The sequence below is a fragment of the Methylobacterium isbiliense genome (genome assembly GCF_022179325.1).
Lineage (GTDB): Bacteria > Pseudomonadota > Alphaproteobacteria > Rhizobiales > Beijerinckiaceae > Methylobacterium > Methylobacterium isbiliense.
Genome location: NZ_BPQQ01000042.1, coordinates 83,494 through 107,128, shown reverse-complemented (window position 1 = coordinate 107,128; position 23,635 = coordinate 83,494). Strand labels below are relative to the sequence as shown.

Here is a 23,635-nt window from a genome sequence, read left to right as displayed (position 1 = left end):
CGCTGGACAAGGCTTCGCGCGGCCGATTATGTCTATACATACTCGACGCACGAAGCCACCGGGCCGAAGGGGTGACCCCATGCAGTGCGACCGCATCTGGCGCGGAGCCCGTCTGGCGACCCTGGCGGCGGACCGGCCCGGCCTCGGGATCGTCGAGGACGGGGTGGTGGCGGCCCGCGACGGCCGCATCCTCTATGCCGGGCCGGCCGCGGAGGCCCCGCCGCTCGATGCCCCCGAGATCGTGGCCTGCGAGGGCCGCTGGATCACGCCGGGCCTGATCGACTGCCACACCCATCTGGTGTTCGGGGGCGACCGGGCGCAGGAATTCGAGGCGCGGCTCGCGGGGGCGACCTACGAGGAGATCGCGCGGGCGGGCGGGGGCATCGTCTCGACGGTGCGGGCGACCCGCGCGGCGGCGCCCGCCGATCTCGTGGGAAGCGCGCTGCCGCGCCTCGACGCGCTCCTCGCCGAGGGCGTGACGACGGTCGAGATCAAGTCGGGCTACGGGCTGTCGCAGGAGGCGGAGGCCGCGAGCCTGCGGGCGGCGCGCGCGCTGGGCGAGGCCCGCCCCGTCGCGGTGACGACGACGTTCCTCGGCGCCCACGCGCTGCCGCCGGAGGAGGGCGACAAGGACCGCTACATCGCACGCGTCTGCGACGCGATGCTGCCCGCGATGGCGCGGGACGGGCTCGCCGACGCGGTGGACGCCTTCTGCGAGGGCATCGCCTTCTCGCCCGAGCAGACGGCCCGGGTGTTCACGGCGGCGCAGGCGCTGGGGCTGCCGGTGAAGCTCCACGCCGACCAGCTCTCGAACCTCGGCGGCGCGGCGCTCGCGGCCCGGTTCGGGGCGCTCTCGGCCGACCATCTCGAATACGCGGACGAGGCGGGCGCCGCCGCGATGGCCCGCGCCGGCACGGTGGCGGTGCTCCTGCCGGGCGCCTTCTACTTCATCCGCGAGACCAAGGTGCCGCCGGTCGACCTCTTCCGCCGCCACGGCACCCGGATGGCGCTCGCCACCGACTGCAACCCCGGCACCTCGCCGCTGACCTCGCTGCTCCTCGTCCTCAACATGGGCGCGACGCTGTTTCGTCTCACGGTCGAGGAATGCCTCGCGGGCGTCACCCGCGAGGCGGCGCGCGCGCTGGGGCGCCTGCCCGAGACCGGCACGCTGGAGGCCGGCAAGTGGTGCGACCTCGCGATCTGGGACATCGCGCGGCCGGCCGAGCTCGTCTACCGGATGGGCTTCAACCCGCTGCACGCCCGCGTGTGGAGGGGCCGGTGAGCGCGGTCGTCCTCACCCCCGGCGCGGTGCCGCTCGCCGCCTGGCGGGCGATCCTGGCGGGCGCTCCGCTGCGGCTCGACCCGGCCTGCGCGCCGGTGATCGCGCGCGGCGCCGAGGCCGTGGCGGCGATCGTCGCGCGGGGCGAACCCGTCTACGGGATCAACACCGGCTTCGGGAAGCTCGCCAGCGTGCGGATCGCGGCGGGCGACCTCGCCACGCTCCAGCGCAACATCGTGCTCTCCCACGCCGCCGGGGTCGGCGCGCCGATGCCGGTGCCGGTGGCCCGGCTGATGATGGCGCTCAAGCTCGCGAGCCTCGCCCAGGGCGCCTCCGGGGTGTCGCCCGACACCGTCGCGCTCCTCGACGCGATGCTGGCGCGGGGCGTGACGCCGATCGTGCCGGAGCAGGGGTCGGTCGGCGCCTCGGGCGACCTCGCGCCCCTCGCCCACATGACCGCCGCGATGATCGGGGTCGGCGAATGCGAGCACGAGGGCGTGCGCCTCCCGGCCGGCGAGGCGCTGGCGCGGGCGGGCCTCGCGCCCGCCGAGCTCGGGCCGAAGGAGGGGCTCGCCCTCCTCAACGGCACGCAGTTCTCCACCGCCTACGCGCTCGCGGGCCTGTTCGGGGCGGAGGACCTGCTGCGCGCCGCGCTGGTGGCGGGGGCTCTCTCGGTCGACGCGGCGCGGGGGTCGGACACGCCGTTCGATCCGCGCATCCATGCCCTGCGCCGCCATCGCGGGCAGATCGAGGCGGCGGCCGCCCTGCGCAGCCTGCTCGCCGGCTCGCCCATCCGTGCCTCCCATCTCGTCGGCGACGAGCGGGTGCAGGACCCGTACTGCCTGCGCTGCCAGCCGCAGGTGATGGGCGCCGCCCTCGACCTGCTGCGGCAGGCGGCCGCCACCCTGGAGACGGAGGCCAACGGGGTCTCGGACAACCCGCTGATCTTCCCCGAGACGGGCGAGGCCCTGTCGGGCGGCAACTTCCACGCCGAGCCCGTGGCCTTCGCGGCCGACATGATCGCGCTCGCCGTGTGCGAGATCGGCTCGCTCTCGGAGCGGCGCATCGCGCTCCTCGTCGATCCGGCCCTCTCCTCCGGGCTGCCGGCCTTCCTCACCCCCCGGCCCGGCCTGAACTCCGGCTTCATGATCCCGCAGGTGACGGCGGCCGCCCTCGTCTCCGAGAACAAGCAGCGCGCCCATCCGGCGAGCGTCGACTCGATCCCGACCTCGGCGAACCAGGAGGACCACGTCTCTATGGCCGCGCACGGGGCGCGGCGCCTGCTGCCGATGGTCGAGAACGCCGTCGCGGTGGTGGGGATCGAGCTGCTCGCCGCCGCGCAGGGCTGCGACTTCCTCGCCCCGCTGACGTCGAGCGCGGCCCTGGAGCGGGTGCGCGCGCTGGTGCGGCGGGCCGTGCCGCATCTCGACGAGGACCGCTACGTCCATCCCGACATCGCGGCGGCGGCCGACCTCGTGCGCAGCGGCGCGGTGGCGAGAGCGGCGGGGGGTGGGCTGCCGACGGTCGGCCTGGGATCGAGCGCATGACACCCCCCTGGCTCACCCTCCGGCAGGGCACGGCGCCCCTCGTCGTCAGCCTGCCCCATACCGGCACCGAGATCCCGGCGGAGATCGAAGCCGGCCTCGTCTCGCCCTGGCTCGCCCGCAAGGACGCCGACTGGTTCGTCGACCGGCTCTATGATTTCGCCGACGATCTCGACGCCACGATCGTCCGCACGGCGATCTCCCGCACGGTCATCGACGTGAACCGGGACCCGTCCGGGGCCTCGCTCTATCCGGGGCAGGCGACGACGGAGCTGTGTCCGACCACCACCTTCGACGGCGAGGCGCTGTACCGGGACGGGCAGGCGCCAGAGGCCGGCCGGCGGCGCGCGACGTGGTTCGACCCCTACCATGCGGCGCTCCAGGCCGAGATCGCCCGGCTGCGGCGGATGCACCCCCGCATCGTCCTGTACGACGCGCACTCGATCCGCTCGGAGATCCCGCGGCTGTTCCCGGGCCTGCTGCCCCATTTCAACATCGGCACCAACGGCGGCGCGAGCTGCGATCCCGGGCTGCAGGCCGGGATCGAGGCGATCTGCGACGCGACCGGCCTGTCGTGGGTAAGCAACGGGCGCTTCCGCGGCGGCTACATCACCCGCGCCTACGGCCGGCCCGGCGACGGGGTGCACGCGGTGCAGATGGAACTCGCCTGCCGGGCCTACCTCGCCGAGCCGGTGGGACCGGTCGGCCCCGGGACGTGGCCGCCCGCCTACGATCCCGCCTACGCCGCGCCGGTCGCGGCGGCCCTGGCACGCGTCCTCTCCGCCTGCCTCGCCTTCGGAGCCCGCGCGCCATGAGCCCCAGCGACACGCCCCGCATCGACAACGCCCGCATCGTCCGCGCCCCCCGCGGGACCGACCTCAGCGCCAGGAGCTGGCTCACCGAGGCTCCGCTGCGGATGCTGATGAACAACCTCGATCCGGACGTGGCCGAGCGCCCGGGTGACCTCGTGGTCTATGGCGGGATCGGCCGGGCGGCCCGGGACTGGGCGAGCTTCGACCGGATCGTCGCGGCCCTGCGCGACCTCCACGAGGACCAGACGCTGCTGGTGCAGTCGGGCAAGCCGGTGGGCGTCTTCCGCACCCATCCGGACGCCCCGCGGGTGCTGATCGCCAATTCCAACCTCGTGCCGCACTGGGCGACCTGGGAGCATTTCCACGAGCTCGATCGCAAGGGCCTGATGATGTACGGCCAGATGACGGCCGGCTCCTGGATCTACATCGGCAGCCAGGGCATCGTGCAGGGCACCTACGAGACCTTCGTGGAGATGGGCCGGCGCCATTACGGCGGCGACCTCGGCGGACGCTGGATCCTGACCGCAGGTCTGGGCGGCATGGGCGGCGCGCAGCCGCTCGCCGCCACGATGGCCGGCGCCTCCTGCCTCGCCGTCGAGTGCCGGGCCTCCAGCATCGAGTTCCGCCTGCGCACCGGCTACGTGGACGTGCAGGCCTGCGACCTCGACGAGGCGCTGGCGCTGGTGGCCGAGTCCGCCCAGGCGCGCACCCCGCGCTCGGTGGCGCTGCTGGGCAACGCCGCCGAGGTCTTCGCCGAGATCCGGCGCCGGGGCGTGCGGCCGGATTGCGTCACCGACCAGACCTCGGCGCACGACCCCGTCAACGGCTACCTTCCGGCGGGCTGGAGCGTGGCCGAATGGGAGGCGCGGCGCGAGAGCGACCCCGCCGGCGTCGCGGCCGCCGCCAGGCGCTCGATGGCCGAGCAGGTGCGGGTGATGCTCGGCTTCCACCGGGACGGCGTGCCCACCGTCGATTACGGCAACAACATCCGCCAGATGGCCCTGGAGGAGGGCGTCGCCGACGCCTTCGCCTTCCCGGGCTTCGTGCCGGCCTACATCCGCCCGCTCTTCTGCCGCGGCATCGGGCCGTTCCGCTGGTGCGCGCTCTCGGGCGACCCGGAGGACATCTATCGCACCGACGCCAAGGTGAAGGAGCTGATGCCGGACGACGCGCATCTCCACCGCTGGCTCGACATGGCCCGGGACAAGATCCGGTTCCAGGGCCTGCCGGCCCGGATCTGCTGGGTCGGCCTCGGCGACCGGCACCGGCTCGGCCTCGCCTTCAACGCGATGGTGCGGAGCGGCGAGCTGAAGGCGCCGATCGTCATCGGTCGCGATCATCTCGATTCCGGCTCCGTCGCCTCGCCGAACCGCGAGACCGAAGCCATGCGGGACGGCTCCGACGCCGTCTCGGACTGGCCGCTCCTGAACGCCCTGCTCAACACCGCCTCGGGGGCGACCTGGGTGTCGCTGCATCACGGCGGCGGCGTCGGCATGGGCTTCTCGCAGCATGCCGGCATGGTGATCGTCTGCGACGGCAGCGAGGCCGCCGACCGCCGCCTGGAACGGGTGCTCTGGAACGACCCGGCCACCGGCGTGATGCGCCACGCCGATGCGGGCTACGAGGAGGCCCGGGATTGCGCCCGCGCGCACGGGCTCGCGCTGCCGAGCCTCGGCTGAGGCAGCGGCGGACGCAAAGGCCGACGCCCGGGCCGGGAGGAGCACCGGACCTGCGCCGGTCGGCGTGCGGCATGGCGGGCGTGCGAGGATCGCGCCTGATCGTCATCCGCCCGCCGCGGTCCGATGGGCGGCCTGACTTCGGTAAGGACGATTCGCCCGGAGCCTCCGGGGTCGGCGTCCGGCGCCCTCGACGTGCGTCAATTGCGCCTGCCTCACCCAAGGGTTTCGACTTTAGCGAGCCGATCCACACGCGATACGGCGTCAGAGTTTCTGAGTTATGCGAGTGTTAACTTGGCTTGTGCCAGAACTTCTCTCCCCGACCCTTCGTCAGGCGGCCCGACCAGCCATGAAATTTGGTATCCGCTCCCACCTCTATGCCGGCTTCGGCTGCCTCTCATTGATCACGGCGGGCCTCGGCGGCTTCGCGCATCATCAGCTCGGCTCCGTCGCCGACCAGTACACGGAGCGAAGCCGCCTCGAAGGCATCGCGCGCGATATCCTGGCGATCAACGGGCTGGCTGCCCGCCTCGCCGCACAGGCCGAGGAGTATCGCGCCACCACCAAGCCCGCCGGGCTCGCGGCGCTCGGCGAGACGCGGCAAGCGATCGAGACCCTCGCCGATCGCCTCGTCCGTGAGGCCGTGTCCCCAGAGCGGCGCACCCTCTACGAGCGCCTGCGCGGCACGGCCGCGGAGCTGAAGGGCGATGTGCAGCGCCTCGGAGCCGCCGGGACGGCGAGCGTCGAGTGGCGGGAGAAGCTGGTGAAGGGCGGCGAAGCGCTGACGCAGGCGACGAACGCGCTCCTCGCCGAGGTGCGCCAGCGGGGCAACGACGCGCAGGAGGTCCAGGCGGCGACCCTGGAGAACACGATGCTGCTCGTACGCATCTCCAACTGGCGCTTCCTCGCCACGCGCGATCCGTCGGGACCGGCGGCCTTCAAGACCAACGTAGCCCGCGCCGAGGCTGAGCTCGGGACGATGCGCAGCCTCGATTCTAGAAACTTCTTCGGGCCGAGCCTGACGGCCGTCGAGCAGGCGCTCGCGGCCTACGTCGTCGCTTTCCAAGCCACCGACCGCGCCATGAGCGAGAGCCGGTCGATCGACGACACGGCCATCAAGCCGCGGGCCGCGGCGGTCGAGCAGGAGGTGTCGGCCGTGCGCGCCCATATCGAGGCGGCCGTCGCGGAGATCATCGCCCGGACCACCGCGGAGGTCGAGCGTGCCCGCGGGATCCAGCTCGGGCTGATCGGCGCCCTGCTCCTGCTCGGCGTGGGGCTCGCCGCCGTGATCGCCCGCAGCATCCTGCGACCCATCGCCGGCATGACCATCGCGATGAAGCGCCTCGCCGAAGGCGACACCGCCGTGGCCGTGCCCTCGCGGGAGGCGCGGGACGAGATCGGCGAGATGGCTCAGGCCGTCGAGGTGTTCCGTCAGAACGCGATCGCCCGCCTCGACCTCGAAGCCGCGCAGGCCGCCGAGCAATCGGCCCGCCAGCGCCGCGCCGACCGCGTGGACGCGCTCGTGCGGAGCTTCCAGCAGAGCGTCGCCGCCTCCCTCGAGGTCGTGACCTCGGCGGCGACCGAACTCGACGCCACCGCCCGCAGCATGACGGCGGTGGCCGACGGCACCAGCCGGCAGGCCCTCGCCTCCAGCACCGCGGCCGAGGAGACGGCGGTCAACGTGCAGACGGTGGCCGCCTCCGCCGAGGAGATGGTGGCTTCGCTCCAGGAGATCGAGCGGCAGGTGCTGCGCTCGAACGAGGTGGCGGGCGACGCCGCCCGGGAGGCACAGGCCACCGACGCGGCGATGGCAGGGCTCGGCGAGGCCGCCGAGCGGATCGGCGCGGCGGTGACGATGATCTCGTCCATCGCCGGCCAGACGAATCTGCTGGCGCTCAACGCCACGATCGAGGCGGCGCGGGCCGGGGAGGCCGGCCGCGGCTTCGCGGTGGTGGCCGCCGAGGTCAAGGAACTCGCCACCCAGACCGCGCGCGCCACGGAGGAGATCGGCGGCCAGATCGCCGCGATCCAGGCGGCCACCGGTCAGGCGGCGGGCGCGATCCGGCAGATCGGGCGCACCATCCTGTCGATCAACAAAATCACCGGCACGATCGCCTCCACGGTGGTCGAGCAGACGGCCGCCACGAACGAGATCTCGCGCAGCGCCACGCAGGCGGCGCAATGCACCCAGGCCGTCTCGGCCACCATGGCCAAGGTGCTGGCCGCCTCGGACGAGACCGGCAGCGCCGCCGGGCAGGTGCTGTCGGCAGCGGCGGACCTCGCGACGCAGTCGCTCGCGGTGAAGCGGGAGGTCGACCGCTTCCTCGGGGCCATCCAGGCGGCGTGAGCGCGGCCCGAAGGCCGGGTGTCCCGGGCGGCCGCGCCGTCCGGGGTCAGTCCCTCTTCGGCTTCGCGCCGGCCACCGCGGCCTGCGGCTTCGCGTCCGCCTTGGGCTGCGGCTTGGCGGGCCTGCCCGCCGCGGCCTTGGGGCCGGCCGGCTTCTGGGCCGCCGCCTTGGGTGCAGGCGCCTTGGATTCAGGCGCCCTGGGAGCGGCGGTCCTCGCAGCAATGGGCTTGGCGGCCGGCGTCTTCCTGGCTTCGGCGATGACCTGGCTGTGCGGCGCCGCCGCGTAGGCGGAGGCCGGCGCGGGCGGCGTGGGGCGGGTGCGGGCGAGGAGCTTCGGCTGGGGCACCGTGGCGCCGGTGGCCGCGATGGCGCGGCTCGGGGCGGGCTTGAGCTTGGCGGCCTTGGCACGCGGCGCCCGGGCGGGGGTCTCGGTGTCGGGCTCGTCGGTGGCCGCGACCGCGCTCTCCGCCGGATCGCGGCCGGTCCAGACCAGCACCGGCTGGAGGGGAGCCCGGGGCGGCAGCGCCCGGCCGCGCAGCTGGGCGCTGTTCATGGTGGCGAAGGCGAGCGCCGCGGCCGGCGGCGAACTCGCGGCCATGAGCTGGGCGTTGGCGTTGTCGCCGGCCGTGCCGGCGGTGAGCGCCGAGGAATCGGCGTCCGTCGGCATCGGCTTGCTCTTGTCGCAGATGTAGGGCCGCATGTCGGGCGGCGCGGCGGCCTGGGAGGGCGGCAGGTCGGTGAGGCCCGGGCCGCCCCAGCCGCTCTGGCCGAAGCCGTAATCGAACAGATCGGCGGCCTTCAGGTCGCGCTCCCGGGCCTTCGGCTGTCCCATCACGACCGTGATGATACGCCGCCCGTTGCGGGTCGCGCTCGCCACCACGTTGAAGCCGCTCGAACAGATGAAGCCGGTCTTCATGCCGTCGACGCCCGCGTAGCGTCCGAGCAACCCGTTGTGGTTGGCCATCACCCGCCGGCCGAACTGGATCGCCGAGATCGAGAACAGCTCGCGGTGCTCGGGAAAGTCGCGCAGGAGCGCCCGCCCGAGAATCGCCATGTCGCGGGCGCTGGTCCATTGCCGGGGATCCGGCAGGCCGTTCGGGTTGAACCAGCGGCTCTCGCGCATGCCGAGCCGCTGCGAGGCCTCGTTCATCAGGGCGGCGAAGCCCTCGACCGAGCCGGCCAGCCCCTCGGCGATCGCCCAGGACACGTCGTTGGCCGACTTGACCATGATGATCTTGAGGGCGTTGTCGAGGGTGATCTGCGTGCCGGGCTTGAAGCCCATCTTGGAGGGCGGCTCGGCGGCGGCCTCGGGCGTGACGGTCAGGAGCTGGTCCATCGAGGCCCGGCGCTGGCGCACGAGGTCGAGGGCCACGTAGGCCGTCATCAGCTTGGTGACCGAGGCCGGGTACCACGGGTCCGTGCCGGCCTGGTTGTAGATCACCTTGCCGGTCTCGACATCGACCACGAGCATCGGCTGGGTCACGGCCCCGGCCGCTCCCGCGGCCAGGAGGCCGGCGAGCCCGAGCAAGGACCCGAGCAAGGGCCCGGTCAGCCGCGCGAGCGGGGCAGGTTTCGTCATGCGTCGCATCCCCGTCGGGCTCCGGTTCCACACGGCGCCCGGCGCGCTCCGGCCCGTCGGGCTCCGGATTGCGCGCCGCCACGGCGGCACCGTACGGCCGTCCGACCGCAAGTGTAGGGCAATGGCGACGCTTTTGACAGCATCGCCGCACCACGCTTCAACGCGCGATCCGTGGCGGGAGCATGGCGGCGTGCCGCCGCGCACCTGCGCCGCACACAGGCCGCGGCGGGATGCGGTTGCGCGCGAGGCTCCCCATCTGGCAGGGCAGGACGTTCCCGGATCAGGCCCCGGGCCGGAGACCCGATGAGCTACGCCGTCAAGGAGATCTTCCACACCCTGCAGGGCGAGGGCGCCCAGGCGGGCCGATCCGCCGTGTTCTGCCGCTTTACCGGCTGCAACCTGTGGAGCGGGCGCGAAGCTGACCGGGCCGAGGCGGTCTGCCGCTTCTGCGACACCGATTTCGTGGGCACCGACGGCCCCGGCGGCGGCCGCTTCGCGCAGGCCGAGGCGCTGGCAGAGGCCATCGCGGCGGCCTGGGGCGGCGGCGCGAGCGGGCGCTACGTGGTGTTCACCGGGGGCGAGCCGCTGCTGCAGCTCGACGCCCCCCTGCTCGCCGCGGTGCGCGCGCGCGGGTTCGAGACCGCCGTCGAGACCAACGGCACCCAGGAGGCGCCCGAGGGCATCGACTGGATCTGCGTCAGCCCCAAGGCGGGCGCTCCCTTGCGGCTCACCCGCGGGCACGAGCTGAAGCTCGTCTACCCCCAGGCCGGGCTCTCGCCCGAGGACGTGGCGGGGCTCGACTTCCGGCATTTCTGGCTCCAGCCGATGGACGGGCCGGACCGGGCCGCGCACACCCGGGCCGCGGTCGCCCATTGCCTGCGCGACGCCCGCTGGCGGCTGAGCCTCCAGACCCACAAGATGATCGGCATTCCCTGAGCGCGGTTTCGGCCGGCGCGGGGGTGATGCTATGGGGCTCCCGACCGCGCGGGGACCGCGCCCCACCGACGACATCGGCCCATGAAGATCACCCAGGCCTTCACGTTCGAGGCCGCCCACCGGCTGCCGAACGTGCCCGAGACCCACCGCTGCCACCGGATGCACGGCCATTCCTACCGGGTGGAGCTGCAGCTCGACGGGCCGGTCGACCCGCACACCGGCTGGGTGGTCGACTTCTTCGACGTCGAGAGCGCCTTCGCGCCGCTCCTCGCCCGGCTCGACCACCATTGCCTCAACGAGGTGCCGGGGCTGGAGAATCCCACGGCCGAGCACATCGCCATCTGGATCTGGGACCGCGCCCGCCCTGCCCTGCCGGCGCTGTCCTCCGTCAAGGTGTTCGAGACGCCGATGTCGTGGGCGGAGTATACCGGGGCGTGAGGCCGAAGCGGCCGGCATCCGGCTTGCTGGACGAGGGGATCCGGCCGGCGCCGCCGTGACGGACCCTGCGAGCCGCCGCGCCGGGAGCCCGGGCCGAACCCCCGTGTCGGGAGAGGGACGATGGACGACACCGAGGGCGCGCTGGTGCTCTTCTCCGGCGGGCAGGATTCGGCGACCTGCCTCGCCTGGGCGCTCGACCGCTTCGCGCGCGTCGAGACGCTCGGCTTCGATTACGGCCAGCGCCACCGGATCGAACTCGACTGCCGGGAGCGGCTGCGGGCGGGGCTTGCCGATCTCGATCCGGATTGGGCGGCGCGGCTCGGGCCGGACCATACCCTGCCGCTCGGGGTGCTGGGCGACATCTCCGAGACCGCGCTCACCCGCGACGGCGCCATCGCGTTCGCGGTGAACGGGCTGCCCAACACCTTCGTGCCCGGCCGCAACCTCGTCTTCCTCACCTTCGCGGCGGCGCTCGCCTACCGGCGGGGCCTGCGGCATCTCGTGGGGGGCATGTGCGAGACGGATTATTCGGGCTATCCCGACTGCCGCGACGACACCATCAAGGCGCTGCAGGTCGCCCTCAACCTCGGCATGGAGCGCCGCTTCGTGCTGCACACGCCGCTGATGTGGCTCGACAAGGCGCAGACATGGCGCCTGGCGCAGGATCTCGGCGGGGCGGCGCTGGTCGATCTCATCGTGGAGGAGAGCCACACCTGCTACCTCGGCGAGCGGGGCCAGCGCCACGCCTGGGGCCACGGCTGCGGCACCTGCCCGGCCTGCACGCTGCGCGCCCAGGGCTACGCGCGGTTCAGGGCTGCCTGAGGCGCGCTTGTGCCGGGGGGCGCCCTCGCGCAAAAGGAACCCAAGCACGCGCAGCGGCCGCGAGAGGCCGCCGGGAGGAGACCGCGCCATGACCGCCTGCATCGTCGGCTGGAGCCACACGCCGTTCGGCAAGCACGACGCCGAGACCGTCGAGAGCCTCGTGGTGCGCGTGGCCGGAGAGGCCCTGGCGCATGCGGGGATCGGGGCCTCGGACGTCGACGAGATCGTGCTCGGGCACTTCAATGCCGGCTTCTCGCCCCAGGACTTCACCGCCTCGCTGGTGCTGCAGGCCGATGACGGCTTCCGCTTCAAGCCCGCGACGCGCGTCGAGAATGCCTGCGCCACCGGCTCGGCGGCGGTCCACCAGGGCATCAAGACCATCGAGGCCAAGCGCGCCCGGGTGGTGCTGGTGGTCGGCGTCGAGCAGATGACGCGCACGCCGGGTCCGCAGATCGGCGCGAACCTCCTCAAGGCCTCCTACCTGCCGGAGGACGGCGACACGCCGGCGGGCTTCGCGGGCGTGTTCGGCGGCATCGCGGCCCGCTACTTCCAGCGCCACGGCGACCAGTCCGACGCGCTGGCGATGATCGCGGCCAAGAACCACCAGAACGGCGTCGCCAATCCCTACGCGCAGATGCGCAAGGACCTCGGCTTCGACTTCTGCCGCACGGAATCCGAGAAGAACCCCTTCGTCGCCGGCCCCCTGAAGCGCACCGACTGCTCGCTCGTGTCGGACGGCGCCGCCGCGCTGGTGCTCGCCGACACCGAGACGGCCCTGCGCATGCGCCGCGCCGTCGCCTTCCGGTCGACTGCCCACGCGCAGGACTTCCTGCCGATGTCGAAGCGCGACGTGCTGCGCTTCGAGGGCTGCGCGGCGGCCTGGGCGCAGGCCCTCGGGCGCGCCGGGATCACCCTCGACGATCTCTCGCTGGTCGAGACGCACGATTGCTTCACGGTGGCCGAACTCATCGAGTACGAGGCGATGGGCCTCACGCCCGAGGGCCGCGGCGCCGATGCGATCCGCGAGGGCTGGACCCGCAAGGACGGCAAGCTGCCGGTGAACGCCTCCGGCGGGCTCAAGGCCAAGGGCCACCCGATCGGCGCCACCGGCGTGTCGATGCACGCGCTCTCGGCGATGCAGCTCTGCGACGAGGCCGGCGGGATGCAGATCCCGGGCGCGACGCTGGCCGGGGTGTTCAACATGGGCGGCGTCGCGGTGGCGAACTACGTCAGCGTGCTGGAGCGCATCAAGTAGGCCCATCCGGAGGCCGGGCGCGCCGCCCGGCACGCCGGCCGTGACGGCCTTCCTCCTCCTGCTCCTCGCCTACACGATCAGCCAGTTCGACCGCGGGTTCCTGGCCATGGTCGCGCCCGATCTCGGGCACGACCTCGGCCTCTCGGCCTCGGACCTCGCGCTCCTCTCCGCCGCGTGGTTCCTGGCCTTCGCGCTGGGCCAGGTGCCGAGCGGGCTGTGGCTCGACCGGTTCGGGCCGCGCCGCACGGTGGCGGGGCTCTTGATGCTGGCGGCCTGCGGCACGGCGCTGCTCTGCGTCGCGCAGGGCTTCGCGGCCGGCCTGACCGCGATGGCGCTGATCGGGTTCGGCTGCGCGCCCGCCCTGATGGGCAGCCTCTACCTGTTCGGGCGGCTCTACCCGCCCGAGCGCTTCGCCATGCTGTCCTCCCTGATGATCGGGCTCGGCACGGCGGGGGACCTGCTCGGCTCGACGCCGCTCGCGCTCGCCACGCAGGCGTTCGGCTGGCGGCCGATCCTCGCCGGGCTCGCCGGGGTCACGGCGCTGAGCGCGCTGCTGATCCTGGGGCTGATCCGCGACCCGCCGCGCCTCGCCGAGCCCGGGCGGACCTCGTTCCTGCGCGGCTATCTCACCGTCGCGGCGATGCGCCCGCTCTGGCCGATCTTCCCGGTGGTGTTCGTCAGCTACGCGGTGGTGATCGCCACGCGCTCGCTCTGGGTCGGGTCGTATCTCGGCAGCGTGCACGGCTTCGACGCGCTGGCGCGCGGGCACGGCGCGCTGGCGATGAGCGCCGCCATGGCGCTCGGGGGCATCGCCTACGGGCCGCTGGAGCGGCTGGTGCGCGACCCCAAGGCGACGGCGCTCGCCGGCTGCCTCGTCACGGCGCTGGCCTTCCTGGCGCTCGGCCTCCTCGGCGGCGCCTCGGCGCCGCTCGCGGTGGCGCTCCTCGCGCTGATCGGCGGGGCGGGCCTGAGCTACGCCATCCTGATGGCGCATGCCCGGCGCTTCCTGCCGGCGCACCTGCTCGGGCGCGGCGTCTCGTTCATGAACATCCTGTTCATGGGAGGCGCCAGCGCCGCGCAGGCGCTCTCGGCCGCCTTCGTGCTCAACGCCGAGGCCCTCGACCCGGCGAGCCTGTACGGGCGCCTCTTCCTCGCCTTCGGGCTCGCGCTGCTGGCCGCGAGCGCCGTCTACGTCCGGGCGCCGCGGGCGCCCGCCCTGGGAAGCCTCACCCCGGATCCCGGCCCGCCTCCGCCGGCGTCCGCGCCCGGAGCGCCAGGGCGTGCAGGCCGCGCGTGAAGGCCTCGGCCAGGAGCGCGTTGACGATCCGGTGACGCTCGACGCGGCTCTTTCCTTCGAAGGCCGCCGACACCACATCCAGTCGGAAATGGGTCTCCCCGCCCTCCCGCCAGCCGGCATGCCCGGCATGCTGGTGGGATTCGTCCACCACGCTGAGCGCGGTCGGCCGCAAGCCGTCCTCCAGCGTCGTCCTGATCCAGTTGCTCAATGCCATCCGGATTCGTCCTCTCCCGGGGACCGGATCCCGCGAGCGCCGACGGCGCCCGTGTCAATCCGTTCCGTCCGGCCTGCGGCATCAGGCCCGACGCCCTTGTGCCCCGGCCGAGCCCCCTCATAATCGCCTGACCATGGATCTCAACTCGCCCCTGTTCGACCGCATCCGCATCAAGCCGACCTGCGAGGACGCCGCGGGGTCGACCGGACCCGCCTGCGAGCGGCCGGGCTGCACGCAGCCGGGGCTCCACCGCGCCCCGAAGGGCCGCCGGCAGGAGGGCCAGTACTGGCGCTTCTGCATGGAGCACGTGCGCGAGTACAACGCCTCCTACAATTACTTCGCGGGCATGAACGACGCGGCCGTGCAGGCCTTCCAGAAGGACGCGGTGATCGGCCACCGGCCGACCTGGGCGATGGGCGTGAACGGCGCCGCGCGCGAGGCCGCGAGCCCGGGCGCCAAGCCCGCCGCGGGGAACCGCGACTGGGACTACGTCGATCCCCTGGGCATCCTGCGCGCGGCCGGCGTCGCGCCCGACCGCCCCGGGGCAAAGCGGGCGGAGCCGCCGCGCCCGCGCCACTCGGCGCCGGTGCGCAAGGCCCTCGACGTGATGGGGCTCGACGAGAGCGCGGACGCGGCCGCCATCAAGGCGCAGTACAAGGTGCTGGTGAAGCGCTTCCACCCGGACGCCAACGGCGGCGACCGCTCCTTCGAGGACCGGCTGCGCGACATCATCCGGGCGCACGACACGCTGCGCGCCGCCGGCCTGTGCTGAGGCACGCCGCCAGGCACGGAACTCGCATCGGCCCTGCGGCGGCGGGGGTCGAAAAGGATTGCCGGTATCCTATATCGGGGTCGTTGGCACGTTTGCGCCGGCTCCCCCAGAACGATAAGGAAGGCGGCGCCAGCCGGCACCTCCGCGCCGTCGCGACATCCGCAGTGGGCCGCCTCCGTGGCCCCTGCCCCGACGAGGCCCCGTATGCTCTCTGAAGACAGACCAGCCGCCCTTCCGGACATGAAGGTGTCCGTGCGCCAAGTGTTCGGGATCGACTCGAACCTCGAAGTGCCCGCCTTCTCGGAGACCGACGAGCACGTTCCCGACCTCGATCCGGACTACATCTTCGACCGCGACACCACGCTCGCCATCCTGGCCGGCTTCGCCAGGAACCGCCGGGTGATGATCACCGGCTATCACGGCACCGGCAAGTCGACCCATGTCGAGCAGGTGGCGGCGCGCCTCAACTGGCCGTGCGTGCGCATCAACCTCGACAGCCACGTCTCCCGCATCGACCTTGTCGGCAAGGACGCCATCGTCCTCAAGGAGGGCAAGCAGGTCACGGCCTTCCAGGACGGCATCCTGCCCTGGGCGCTGCAGAACAACGTGGCGCTGGTGTTCGACGAGTACGACGCGGGCCGCCCCGACGTGATGTTCGTGATCCAGCGCGTGCTGGAGGTCTCCGGCCGCTTGACGCTCCTCGACCAGAAGCGCGTGATCCGGCCCCATCCGGGCTTCCGCCTCTTCGCTACCGCGAACACCGTGGGCCTGGGGGACACCTCCGGTCTCTATCACGGCACGCAGCAGATCAACCAGGGCCAGATGGACCGCTGGTCGATCGTCACCACGCTCAACTACCTGCCGCACGACCGCGAGGTCGACATCGTCCTGTCCAAGGCGACGCATTACCGGACCGAGGGCGGGCGCGACATCGTCAACAAGATGGTCCGCGTCGCCGACCTCACCCGCAACGCCTTCATCAACGGCGACCTCTCGACCGTGATGAGCCCGCGCACGGTGATCACCTGGGCGGAGAACGCCGACATCTTCAACGACATCGGCTTCGCCTTCCGGGTCACCTTCCTCAACAAGTGCGACGAGCTGGAGCGCGCGCTGGTGGCCGAGTTCTACCAGCGCTCCTTCGGCAAGGAGTTGCCGGAGAGCGCGGTCAACGTCGCGCTGAGCTGACCGAGGTGCCCCGATGGCGGATCCGGTCCTGAAGGAGAGGCGCGACGAGGCCGATCCCGCCGGGGATCGGGCCGTCTACGAGCGGGACACCTACCGGTGGGCGCTGGAGCAGGCGGCGCTGATCCGCGCCCGGCACTTCGAGGATGTCGACGCGGAGAACGTCGCCGAGGAGCTTGAGAGCTTGGGCAAGAGCCAGCTCGCGAAGCTGCACAGCATCCTGCGGGTGCTGGTCATGCACATGCTGAAGTGGGACCAGCAGCCCGAACACCGCACGCCGAGCTGGATCTACTCGATCCGCGAGCAGCGTCGGCGCTTCGCCCGCCTGATCGAGGACAATCCCAGCCTGAAGCCCCGCCGCGAGGCCGCCCTCGCGGAAGCCTACGAGGAAGCGCGCCTCTGGGCCGCCGACGAGACCCATCTCCAGCCGGAGGATTTTCCGGACGGCTGCCCCTACACCTGGGACGACCTGCTGGAGCGTCCCTTCGACCTCGATTCCGTGAAGAAGTAGCCGGATGGCCATCTCCAACCGCAAGCCCGGCGAGAAGCGCGAGCCGGCCGCCGAGCCGCTGAAGCGCTCGCTCGCCGGAACGCTCCGGGCGATCGCCCGCAAGCCCGAGATCGAGGTCACCTTCGCCTCCGACCGGCCGGCCCTGACCGCCGACAAGGCGCGGCTGCCCGAGCCGCCGCGCAAGCTCGGCGCCCAGGAGGTGGCCATCCTGCGCGGCCACGCCGACTCGATGGCGCTGCGCCTCGCCTGCCACGACGCCGCGGTCCACCGCCGCCTCGCCCCCGAGGGCGCCCCGGCCCGGGCGGTGTTCGACGCCGTGGAGCAGGCCCGCGTCGAGGCGATCGGCTCGCGCCGCATGGCGGGCGTGGCCTCCAACCTCACGGCGATGCTGGAGGACCGCTACCACCGCGGCGGCAAGTACGAGGACATCACCGACCGGGCCGACGCGCCGCTCGAAGACGCGGTCGCCCTGATGGTGCGCGAGCGCCTCACGGGCCAGAAGCCGCCGGAGGCCGCGACCCGCGTCGTGGCGCTGTGGCGCGACTTCATCGAGCAGAGGGCGGGGCGCAACCTCGACGGGCTGCTGGGCAGCATCGAGAACCAGCGCGCCTTCGCCCGCTCGGTGCGCGACCTCCTCTCCTCCCTCGACATGGCGGACGACGCGCCCCTCGATCCCGAGGACGACGAGAGCGAGGACGAGAACGAGGCGCAGGAGAACGAGCAGCAGGCCGGCGAGGGCGAGGCCGAGCAGCAGTCGCAGGGCGACCGCGCCGAGGTCGAGGTCTCGGACGAGGCCTCGGACGACCTCGACGAGGGCGCCACCGAGGCCGCCGACGCGCCTTCGGGCGAGCTGCCGGACGATGCCGAGGACGCGGATTCCGAAGAGGCCTCCGAATCCTGGCGCCCGCCGCCCCAGCGCGTGAACGAGCCCAAGGGGCCGGATTACCGGGTCTACACCGCGAAGTTCGACGAGGTGATCCACGCCGAGGATCTGTGCGACGCCGAGGAGCTGACGCGCCTGCGCTCCTACCTCGACAAGCAGCTCGCCCACCTGCAGGGCGTGGTCGGGCGGCTCGCCAACCGGCTGCAGCGGCGCCTGCTCGCCCAGCAGAACCGGGCCTGGGAGTTCGACCTGGAGGAGGGCCAGCTCGACCCGGCCCGCCTGCCACGCATCGTCATCGACCCGTTTCAGCCCCTCTCCTTCAAGCAGGAGAAGGACACGAATTTCCGCGACACGGTCGTCACGCTGCTGCTCGACAATTCGGGCTCGATGCGCGGGCGCCCGATCACCGTGGCGGCGACCTGCGCCGACATCCTCGCCCGCACGCTGGAGCGCTGCGGCGTCAAGGTCGAGATCCTCGGCTTCACGACGCGGGCCTGGAAGGGCGGGCAATCGCGCGAATCCTGGCTGCAATCCGGCAAGCCCCCTGCTCCGGGGCGCCTCAACGACCTGCGCCACATCGTCTACAAGGCCGCGGACGCCCCCTGGCGGCGGGCGCGCAAGAACCTCGGCCTGATGATGCGCGAGGGCCTGCTCAAGGAGAACATCGACGGCGAGGCGCTCGATTGGGCGCACAAGCGCCTGCTCGGCCGTCCCGAGCAGCGCCGCATCCTGATGGTGATCTCGGACGGTGCGCCGGTCGACGATTCCACCCTCTCGGTCAATCCGGGCAACTACCTGGAGCGCCACCTGCGCTGGGTCATCGAGGACATCGAGACCCGCTCGCCGGTGGAGCTGCTGGCCATCGGCATCGGCCACGACGTCACCCGCTACTACCGCCGCGCGGTCACGATCATCGACGCGGAGGAACTCGGCGGGGTGATGACCGAGAAGCTCGCGGAGCTGTTCGACGAGGGCGGGGCGGGCGAGCCGATGCCGCGCCGGGCCGCCGGCGGGCGCCGCTGAGCGGCGGCCGGGCCCGCCGCGCTCCCGGCAGGTCCGGCCCGCGGCGTGTCCTTGACGTTGCCGGCAATCCTCAGTAGACGCGGCGGGTTCGCGGGGCTCGTTTCGGGCCCCGCGGCTTTTTCAGCGCACCCGCGAACGGCCAACGGCCGGTCTGTCGTCCCGCGAGGGAAGAGGAGGGCGCGTTCCTCGCACGATCGTTCCCGAGAGGACACGCGATGTCAAAACGAGTTCAGGCGAAGCACAAGCTCGATCGCCGCATGGGCCAGAACATCTGGGGCCGCCCGAAGAGCCCCGTCAACCGGCGCGAGTACGGCCCGGGCCAGCACGGACAGCGCCGCAAGGGCAAGATGTCCGACTTCGGCACGCAGCTGCGCGCCAAGCAGAAGCTCAAGGGCTACTACGCCAACATCACCGAGAAGCAGTTCCGCCGCTACTACGCCGAGGCGATCCGCCTGCGCGGCGACTCGGGCGAGAACCTGATCGGCCTGCTGGAGCGCCGCCTCGACGCGGTCGTGTACCGGTCGAAGTTCGTGGCGACCCCCTTCGCGGCCCGCCAGTTCGTGAACCACGGCCACATCAAGGTGAACGGGCGCCGGGTGAACATCCCGAGCTACCTCGTGAAGCCGGGCGACGTGATCGAGGTGAAGGAAGCCTCCAAGCAGCTGGAGGTCGTGGTCGTGGCCTCGCAGCTCGCCGAGCGCGACGTGCCCGACTACATCGAGGTCGATCACGGCAAGATGACCGCGCGCCTGACCCGGATCCCGGGCCTCTCCGAGGTGCCCTATCCGGTGCACATGGAGCCGAACCAGGTCATCGAGTTCTACTCGCGCTGATCGGCCCCAGCGGGTCTGTTCGAGGGCGGGTGCTCCCGGCGGGGCGCCCGCCCTTTTTCGTGCCTCTCGTCCGGCCCGGCCGTCAGCGCAGCGCCGCGAGGACGTCGGTGCGCACGGCGGCCGGGAGCGCGACGAGTTCGCCGTGGATCGGCTCGCGCCGGTTGTAGGCGGGTGGGCGCCCGGCGAGGTCGAGGATCGCGCCCCCGGCCTCCCGCAGGATCAGGTCCGCGCCGGCGAGGTCCCAGTCGCGGGCATCCGACGAGATCAGGCCGAGATCGACATCCCCCTCGGCGACCCGCGCCACCCGCAGCGCCAGCGAGGGAATGCGCTTCACCCGCACCAGCGCATCGGCCGTCCCACCGAGGCCGAGGCCGCGTTCCAGCTGGTCGACCATCGGCTTGGGACCGGCCACCCGCGCCCTGGCGAGCCCGGCCATGTCCGAGACCCGGATCGCCTCCCCGTTGCGGAAGGCCCCCTGCCCCGCCGCCGCCTCGTAGACGAGGTCCGGCACCGGCGCGGCCACGAGGCCCAGCACCGGCTCGCCGTGGGCCAGCAGCGCCACCGCGATCGACCAGTCGGGATCGCCCGACAGGAAGGCCCGGGTGCCGTCGATGGGATCGACGATCCACACGAGGTCGTGCTCCAGCCGCACGGGATCGTCGCGGGTCTCCTCCGAGAGCCACGCGGCGCGCGGCGCGATCTCGCTCAGGCGGACCTTCAGGAAGGCATCGACCTCGACATCGGCCTCGGTGACCGGCGATCCTCCGGCCTTGTTCCAGATCCGGGCGCTGGTGTGGGCACCGGGCCGGAAGAACGGCAGCGCGAGGCGCGCCGCTTCCCGGACCGTGGTCCGGACCTGGGCGAGCAGGGCGCGCACGTCGTCGGTGGGGGACATGTCGGGTCGCAGGTTTCGAGAGAGACGGTGACGGCCCACGGCGACGGTCCGGGCTGGTCCGGACGGCCGTGCGCAGAGCGGCGTCCGTTGTAGGCCGCCCGCCGCGCCGCCACAAGGACGCGACGATGCGTCATCTCGGGATGAATGGAAAATGGCCCGCGCCCGGACAAGGAAATATTGAGCATCCGGAGCGGGACCGGCCCGCCAACCATCGCTTAACGCTGCCTTTTAAGGCGTTCTGAGCCGACAGACGGCACATTGGCCTCAACCGCGGACGGTCCGTCAGAGACCGCCGCCTCACGCATACAGGGCGTCGAGCAGAATCATGGTCACGAGACTCCCCGTCCCCCACCGGCAGGCCGTCGCGCAGAGCAGGCGCGACGGCCTGCCCAGCCTCCACCGCGGCCCGGTCCAGGTCGAGCCCTCGCCCCTGCCGGTCATCGGCCGCCTGCCGGGCGCGGGCGTGGCCGCGAGCGTCGCCCTCTGCCTCGACAACGAGGCCAGCGATGCGGCGGGCGAGGATCGCTTCGCGATCCTGCTGCTCGACAAGGGCGGCGATCCGCTGATGCGGCTCGGCACCCACGGCGATGCGGACGTGGTGGCGGTGTGGCGCCGTCTCGGTGCCGAGACCGGCCTGCCCCTGCTGGTGATCCAGGAGGACGGCACGACCACGGCGATGGGCGAGCAGGTCGGGCGCGTGAAGCTCGGGGCGGTGCGCATCCGCCGCCGGCACGGGCTCCTGAGCGGGCGGCGTCCGCGCTTCCTCTGCCGCCGCAAGACCGGCCGCCTGCCCCTGAACCCCGCCGTGCACCGCAACGAGGACCGGCTCACCGACGCCCGCGTCTGACCGGTCTCAGGCGAGGCCCTGCCAGATCGCGTCGAGGGCGAGCCCCGCGAACAGGATCAGCCCGGCGTCGCGGTTCGACCGGAACAGCCGCAGTGCCCGCGCGCCGTCGCGCGGATCGAGGCGCCAGACCTGCCAGGCGAGGTGGGCGCCGAAGGCCAGCACCCCGAGGAGGCCGAGCAGGCCGATGCCGGCAAGGAAGAGCGCGATCCCGATTCCGGTCAGCGCGAGGCCGAAGCAGGCCGCCACCGCCTCCCGGACCCGGGAGCCGAAGAAGCGCGCCGAGGACTTGATGCCGGCGATCTCGTCGTCCTCGATGTCCTGCACGGCGTAGATCGTGTCGTAGCCGACCACCCAGGCGATCGTCCCCGCATAGAGCCACAGGGCCGCGGGATCGAGGCGCCCCGTGAGCGCCACCCAGCCCATCAGCGCCCCCCAGGCAAAGGCGAGGCCGAGCACGAGCTGGGGCACCGGCATCACCCGCTTCATGAACGGGTAGATCGCCACCGGGGCGAGCGAGGCCAAGCCGACCACGATGGCGGTACCGTTGAACTGCAGCAGCACCGCGAGGCCGACCAGCGCCTGGAGCACCAGGAACGCGAGGGCGTGGCGCACCCGCAGCCGCCCCGAGGGGAGCGGGCGCAGCCGCGTGCGCTCGACGCGCGCATCGAGGTCGCGGTCGGCGATGTCGTTGTAGGTGGAGCCGGCGCCGCGCATGGCGACGGCACCGATCAGGAACAGCACGAGGTGCCAGGGATCCGGACCCGGCCGCCCCACCGCCACCGCCGCGAGCGCCGCCGACCACCAGCAGGGCAGGAGCAGCAGCCACCAGCCGATCGGGCGCTCGATCCGGGCGAGGCGGAGATAGGGCCGCAGGGCTTCCGGCGCGTGCCGGTCGACCCAATGGCCGCGCACCGCATCGGCGACCGGCCTGTCCGGCCGGCGGGGAGGACCGTCCGTCGTGGGCAGGCCGAGCCTCACAGGGCTCCCTGCGGCAGCTTATAGCTGCCCGACAGGCCCGGACCGCCCAGCAGGCCCCCGCCGCTGTTGTTCTGCGCCTGCTCGCGGGCGCGCTTCTCCATCACAGCCTGCTGCTGGGCCGCGTTGCAGATCTTGCTGCGCAGGCCGGTCACCTTGGTGTGGTCGGCCTTGAAGCCCTCCGCGAACGAATCCGGGATCGAGCACCAATCCTTGTTGGCGGTGATCCACTTGAGGCCCGTGGCGCCGTTCGCCTGGAGCTTGGTGAACATGCTGCAGGCCTGGGCCGGGGTCATCCGGTTCTTGGCCTGCGAGGAGGCGTTGACCTTGGCGACGATCTCCTTGCGCTCGAGCAGGGTCTTCTGGATCTCGGCGCAATCGGCGCTCTGGGCGCGCGCGCCTCCCCCGAACCCCGCTGCGAGCAGGCTGCCGGCCAGCAGCGCCATGGCTCCCCGGAACATGCGATCCATCCTCATTCCCCTCGTCGGCCCCTATCACGGCGGTCCGGGCTGCGCGAAGCGCCGCAGCCGGCCCGGCGCCGGTCGTCCCCAAACGGATTCTTGCTGCGCCCGGCTAACGTGCCGGTTCTGCACAGGATTGTGGCGGCTTTGGCGCGGAGCGCCGCACCGAAGCCCGGCGGGCCGCCGATTGACAGGCCAGCCCCGCTCGGCGAGCAGGGCGCATGGCGGCCTATGATTTTGACGCGCCCCGGCTCTACCTCGACGTGCCGATGCGGGCGGGCGTACAGCACAGCCTCGACCGCGCCCAGGCGAACTATCTTCTCGGCGTCCTGCGCCGGGCGCAGGGCGACCGGGTGCTGGTGTTCAACGGACGCGACGGCGAGTGGGTGGCGGAGATCCGGCCCACCGGCCGCAAGGCCGGCGATCTCGTGCTGCGCGAGCAGGCCCGTCCCCAGACCCAGGCGGGCGACCTGCACTACCTGTTCGCGCCCCTCAAGGCCGCCCGGCTGGACTACGTGGCGCAGAAGGCGGTGGAGATGGGCGCGAGCCTGATCCAGCCGGTGATCACCCGCCGCACCCAGGGCGACCGGATCAAGCACGAGCGCCTGGCCGCCAACGCGATCGAGGCCGCGGAGCAATGCGGCATCCTGACGATCCCGGAGATCCGGGAGGCCATCCCGCTGCCGGCCGCCCTCGCGGCCCTGACGCCCGAGCGCCTGCTGGTCTTTTGCGACGAGGACGCCCCCATCGTCGATCCCGTCGCGGCCCTGCGGCATGCGGCTGCGGAGCAGGGCGGGAACGGCGGTCCTCCGCTCGCCGTTGTGATCGGACCCGAGGGGGGTTTCACGCCGGAGGAGCGCGCCCTCGTTCTCGATCGCCCCAACACCGTGCGCCTCTCGCTCGGTCCGCGCATCCTGCGGGCCGACACGGCGGCTGTCGCCGTGATGGCGCTGGTGCAGGCCGTGCTGGGAGACGGCCGCGGCGGCTGAGATCGCCCGCAGGATCGCCGCTCAGCCGCCCCGGCCCATCGACGATGGCGCCTGAAACCAGC

22 protein-coding genes are annotated in these 23,635 nt (G+C 72.6%); 17 read left to right on the top strand and 5 right to left on the bottom strand.

The annotated features are described in order from the left end of the window. Positions 1 to 79 precede the first annotated feature (79 nt). The 5 genes from hutI to MFF61_RS18715 all read left to right on the top strand — a co-directional run bounded on the left by hutI (position 80) and on the right by MFF61_RS18715 (position 7,658). Positions 80 to 1,282 (top strand): imidazolonepropionase, encoded by a 1,203-nt coding sequence (gene hutI / locus MFF61_RS18735; RefSeq protein WP_238236938.1) that lies wholly within the window; start codon positions 80 to 82, stop codon positions 1,280 to 1,282. Continuing rightward, positions 1,279 to 2,826: a histidine ammonia-lyase gene (hutH, locus tag MFF61_RS18730; RefSeq protein WP_238236937.1), complete on the top strand. Its 1,548-nt coding sequence runs from the start codon at positions 1,279 to 1,281 to the stop codon at positions 2,824 to 2,826. The genes hutI and hutH overlap by 4 nt, the downstream gene beginning before the upstream one ends. After that, positions 2,823 to 3,638 carry an N-formylglutamate deformylase gene (gene hutG / locus MFF61_RS18725; protein ID WP_238236936.1) on the top strand — a complete coding sequence of 272 codons (816 nt, stop codon included), beginning with the start codon at positions 2,823 to 2,825 and terminating at the stop codon, positions 3,636 to 3,638. Before hutH ends, hutG begins: the two co-directional genes overlap by 4 nt. Then, the gene (gene hutU, locus MFF61_RS18720; protein WP_238236935.1) at positions 3,635 to 5,314 is read left to right on the top strand and encodes a urocanate hydratase; all 1,680 of its coding nucleotides are present in this window, start codon (positions 3,635 to 3,637) and stop codon (positions 5,312 to 5,314) included. Before hutG ends, hutU begins: the two co-directional genes overlap by 4 nt. Positions 5,315 to 5,660: 346 nt before the next feature. Beyond that, positions 5,661 to 7,658: a methyl-accepting chemotaxis protein gene (locus MFF61_RS18715; protein WP_238236933.1), complete on the top strand. Its 1,998-nt coding sequence runs from the start codon at positions 5,661 to 5,663 to the stop codon at positions 7,656 to 7,658. Positions 7,659 to 7,704: 46 nt separating this feature from the next. On the opposite strand, the gene MFF61_RS18710 is transcribed toward MFF61_RS18715, so the two are convergent. After that, on the bottom strand, positions 7,705 to 9,237 hold the full coding sequence (locus tag MFF61_RS18710) for a D-alanyl-D-alanine carboxypeptidase family protein (protein ID WP_238236931.1): 1,533 nt from the start codon (positions 9,235 to 9,237) through the stop codon (positions 7,705 to 7,707). 303 nt (positions 9,238 to 9,540) lie between these two features. Between MFF61_RS18710 and queE the strand changes: the two genes are divergently transcribed. The 5 genes from queE (at position 9,541) to MFF61_RS18685 (ending at position 13,985) form a co-directional block, all read left to right on the top strand. Continuing rightward, the gene (gene queE / locus MFF61_RS18705; protein WP_238236930.1) at positions 9,541 to 10,173 is read left to right on the top strand and encodes a 7-carboxy-7-deazaguanine synthase; all 633 of its coding nucleotides are present in this window, start codon (positions 9,541 to 9,543) and stop codon (positions 10,171 to 10,173) included. An 81-nt stretch (positions 10,174 to 10,254) separates the two neighbouring features. After that, positions 10,255 to 10,611 carry a 6-carboxytetrahydropterin synthase QueD gene (gene queD, locus MFF61_RS18700; RefSeq protein ID WP_238236929.1) on the top strand — a complete coding sequence of 119 codons (357 nt, stop codon included), beginning with the start codon at positions 10,255 to 10,257 and terminating at the stop codon, positions 10,609 to 10,611. A gap of 120 nt (positions 10,612 to 10,731) precedes the next feature. Continuing rightward, positions 10,732 to 11,433 carry a 7-cyano-7-deazaguanine synthase QueC gene (queC, locus tag MFF61_RS18695; RefSeq protein WP_238236928.1) on the top strand — a complete coding sequence of 234 codons (702 nt, stop codon included), beginning with the start codon at positions 10,732 to 10,734 and terminating at the stop codon, positions 11,431 to 11,433. A gap of 88 nt (positions 11,434 to 11,521) precedes the next feature. Beyond that, positions 11,522 to 12,688, top strand: coding sequence for an acetyl-CoA acetyltransferase (locus tag MFF61_RS18690; RefSeq protein ID WP_238236926.1), 1,167 nt, complete (start codon positions 11,522 to 11,524; stop codon positions 12,686 to 12,688). A 40-nt stretch (positions 12,689 to 12,728) separates the two neighbouring features. After that, positions 12,729 to 13,985 (top strand): MFS transporter, encoded by a 1,257-nt coding sequence (locus MFF61_RS18685; protein WP_238236925.1) that lies wholly within the window; start codon positions 12,729 to 12,731, stop codon positions 13,983 to 13,985. Here the strand turns inward: MFF61_RS18685 and MFF61_RS18680 are convergent. After that, positions 13,915 to 14,199, bottom strand: coding sequence for a BolA family protein (locus MFF61_RS18680; protein WP_238236924.1), 285 nt, complete (start codon positions 14,197 to 14,199; stop codon positions 13,915 to 13,917). The genes MFF61_RS18685 and MFF61_RS18680 overlap by 71 nt on opposite strands. Positions 14,200 to 14,332: 133 nt before the next feature. Here MFF61_RS18680 and MFF61_RS18675 point away from each other — a divergent pair, with 133 nt between their 5' ends. The 5 genes from MFF61_RS18675 (at position 14,333) to rpsD (ending at position 19,406) form a co-directional block, all read left to right on the top strand. Then, positions 14,333 to 14,971 (top strand): J domain-containing protein, encoded by a 639-nt coding sequence (locus MFF61_RS18675; RefSeq protein ID WP_238236923.1) that lies wholly within the window; start codon positions 14,333 to 14,335, stop codon positions 14,969 to 14,971. A 204-nt stretch (positions 14,972 to 15,175) separates the two neighbouring features. Then, entirely contained in the window at positions 15,176 to 16,159 is a 984-nt protein-coding gene (cobS, locus tag MFF61_RS18670; RefSeq protein WP_238236922.1) for a cobaltochelatase subunit CobS, read from the top strand. Between the two features lie 13 nt (positions 16,160 to 16,172). Then, complete coding sequence (locus MFF61_RS18665) at positions 16,173 to 16,667, top strand: DUF29 domain-containing protein (RefSeq protein WP_238236921.1); 495 nt, start codon at positions 16,173 to 16,175, stop codon at positions 16,665 to 16,667. Between the two features lie 4 nt (positions 16,668 to 16,671). Next, positions 16,672 to 18,573, top strand: a complete 1,902-nt coding sequence (gene cobT / locus MFF61_RS18660; protein WP_238236919.1) for a cobaltochelatase subunit CobT — start codon at positions 16,672 to 16,674, stop codon at positions 18,571 to 18,573. 215 nt (positions 18,574 to 18,788) lie between these two features. Then, positions 18,789 to 19,406, top strand: coding sequence for a 30S ribosomal protein S4 (gene rpsD / locus MFF61_RS18655; RefSeq protein ID WP_238236915.1), 618 nt, complete (start codon positions 18,789 to 18,791; stop codon positions 19,404 to 19,406). An 82-nt stretch (positions 19,407 to 19,488) separates the two neighbouring features. On the opposite strand, the gene MFF61_RS18650 is transcribed toward rpsD, so the two are convergent. Beyond that, a complete protein-coding gene (locus MFF61_RS18650; protein WP_238236913.1) occupies positions 19,489 to 20,301 on the bottom strand; it encodes an inositol monophosphatase family protein in 813 nt (270 codons plus the stop codon). A gap of 325 nt (positions 20,302 to 20,626) precedes the next feature. Between MFF61_RS18650 and MFF61_RS18645 the strand changes: the two genes are divergently transcribed. Continuing rightward, positions 20,627 to 21,148 (top strand): DUF6101 family protein, encoded by a 522-nt coding sequence (locus MFF61_RS18645; protein WP_238236912.1) that lies wholly within the window; start codon positions 20,627 to 20,629, stop codon positions 21,146 to 21,148. A gap of 6 nt (positions 21,149 to 21,154) precedes the next feature. Here the strand turns inward: MFF61_RS18645 and ubiA are convergent, their stop codons facing one another. Beyond that, positions 21,155 to 22,126 (bottom strand): 4-hydroxybenzoate octaprenyltransferase, encoded by a 972-nt coding sequence (gene ubiA / locus MFF61_RS18640; protein WP_238236911.1) that lies wholly within the window; start codon positions 22,124 to 22,126, stop codon positions 21,155 to 21,157. After that, positions 22,123 to 22,584, bottom strand: a complete 462-nt coding sequence (locus tag MFF61_RS18635) for a hypothetical protein (protein ID WP_238236909.1) — start codon at positions 22,582 to 22,584, stop codon at positions 22,123 to 22,125. The genes ubiA and MFF61_RS18635 overlap by 4 nt, the downstream gene beginning before the upstream one ends. Before the next feature lie 221 nt (positions 22,585 to 22,805). On the opposite strand from MFF61_RS18635, the gene MFF61_RS18630 reads away from it, so the two are divergent. Next, positions 22,806 to 23,573: a 16S rRNA (uracil(1498)-N(3))-methyltransferase gene (locus MFF61_RS18630; protein ID WP_238236907.1), complete on the top strand. Its 768-nt coding sequence runs from the start codon at positions 22,806 to 22,808 to the stop codon at positions 23,571 to 23,573. Positions 23,574 to 23,635: the final 62 nt, after the last annotated feature.

Excerpts from the sequence above, each read along its gene's own strand:
- MFF61_RS18715 (WP_238236933.1), top strand. The coding sequence starts at position 5,661 with ATGAAATTTGGTATCCGCTCCCACCTCTATGCCGGCTTCGGCTGCCTC.
- cobS (WP_238236922.1), top strand. The coding sequence starts at position 15,176 with ATGCTCTCTGAAGACAGACCAGCCGCCCTTCCGGACATGAAGGTGTCC.
- queC (WP_238236928.1), top strand. The coding sequence starts at position 10,732 with ATGGACGACACCGAGGGCGCGCTGGTGCTCTTCTCCGGCGGGCAGGAT.
- MFF61_RS18690 (WP_238236926.1), top strand. The coding sequence starts at position 11,522 with ATGACCGCCTGCATCGTCGGCTGGAGCCACACGCCGTTCGGCAAGCAC.
- MFF61_RS18645 (WP_238236912.1), top strand. The coding sequence starts at position 20,627 with ATGGTCACGAGACTCCCCGTCCCCCACCGGCAGGCCGTCGCGCAGAGC.
- MFF61_RS18630 (WP_238236907.1), top strand. The coding sequence starts at position 22,806 with ATGGCGGCCTATGATTTTGACGCGCCCCGGCTCTACCTCGACGTGCCG.
- rpsD (WP_238236915.1), top strand. The coding sequence starts at position 18,789 with ATGTCAAAACGAGTTCAGGCGAAGCACAAGCTCGATCGCCGCATGGGC.
- hutI (WP_238236938.1), top strand. The coding sequence starts at position 80 with ATGCAGTGCGACCGCATCTGGCGCGGAGCCCGTCTGGCGACCCTGGCG.
- queE (WP_238236930.1), top strand. The coding sequence starts at position 9,541 with ATGAGCTACGCCGTCAAGGAGATCTTCCACACCCTGCAGGGCGAGGGC.
- MFF61_RS18665 (WP_238236921.1), top strand. The coding sequence starts at position 16,173 with ATGGCGGATCCGGTCCTGAAGGAGAGGCGCGACGAGGCCGATCCCGCC.
- hutU (WP_238236935.1), top strand. The coding sequence starts at position 3,635 with ATGAGCCCCAGCGACACGCCCCGCATCGACAACGCCCGCATCGTCCGC.
- cobT (WP_238236919.1), top strand. The coding sequence starts at position 16,672 with ATGGCCATCTCCAACCGCAAGCCCGGCGAGAAGCGCGAGCCGGCCGCC.
- queD (WP_238236929.1), top strand. The coding sequence starts at position 10,255 with ATGAAGATCACCCAGGCCTTCACGTTCGAGGCCGCCCACCGGCTGCCG.
- MFF61_RS18650 (WP_238236913.1), bottom strand. The coding sequence starts at position 20,301 with ATGTCCCCCACCGACGACGTGCGCGCCCTGCTCGCCCAGGTCCGGACC.
- MFF61_RS18710 (WP_238236931.1), bottom strand. The coding sequence starts at position 9,237 with ATGACGAAACCTGCCCCGCTCGCGCGGCTGACCGGGCCCTTGCTCGGG.
- MFF61_RS18680 (WP_238236924.1), bottom strand. The coding sequence starts at position 14,199 with ATGGCATTGAGCAACTGGATCAGGACGACGCTGGAGGACGGCTTGCGG.
- MFF61_RS18635 (WP_238236909.1), bottom strand. The coding sequence starts at position 22,584 with ATGTTCCGGGGAGCCATGGCGCTGCTGGCCGGCAGCCTGCTCGCAGCG.
- hutG (WP_238236936.1), top strand. The coding sequence starts at position 2,823 with ATGACACCCCCCTGGCTCACCCTCCGGCAGGGCACGGCGCCCCTCGTC.
- MFF61_RS18675 (WP_238236923.1), top strand. The coding sequence starts at position 14,333 with ATGGATCTCAACTCGCCCCTGTTCGACCGCATCCGCATCAAGCCGACC.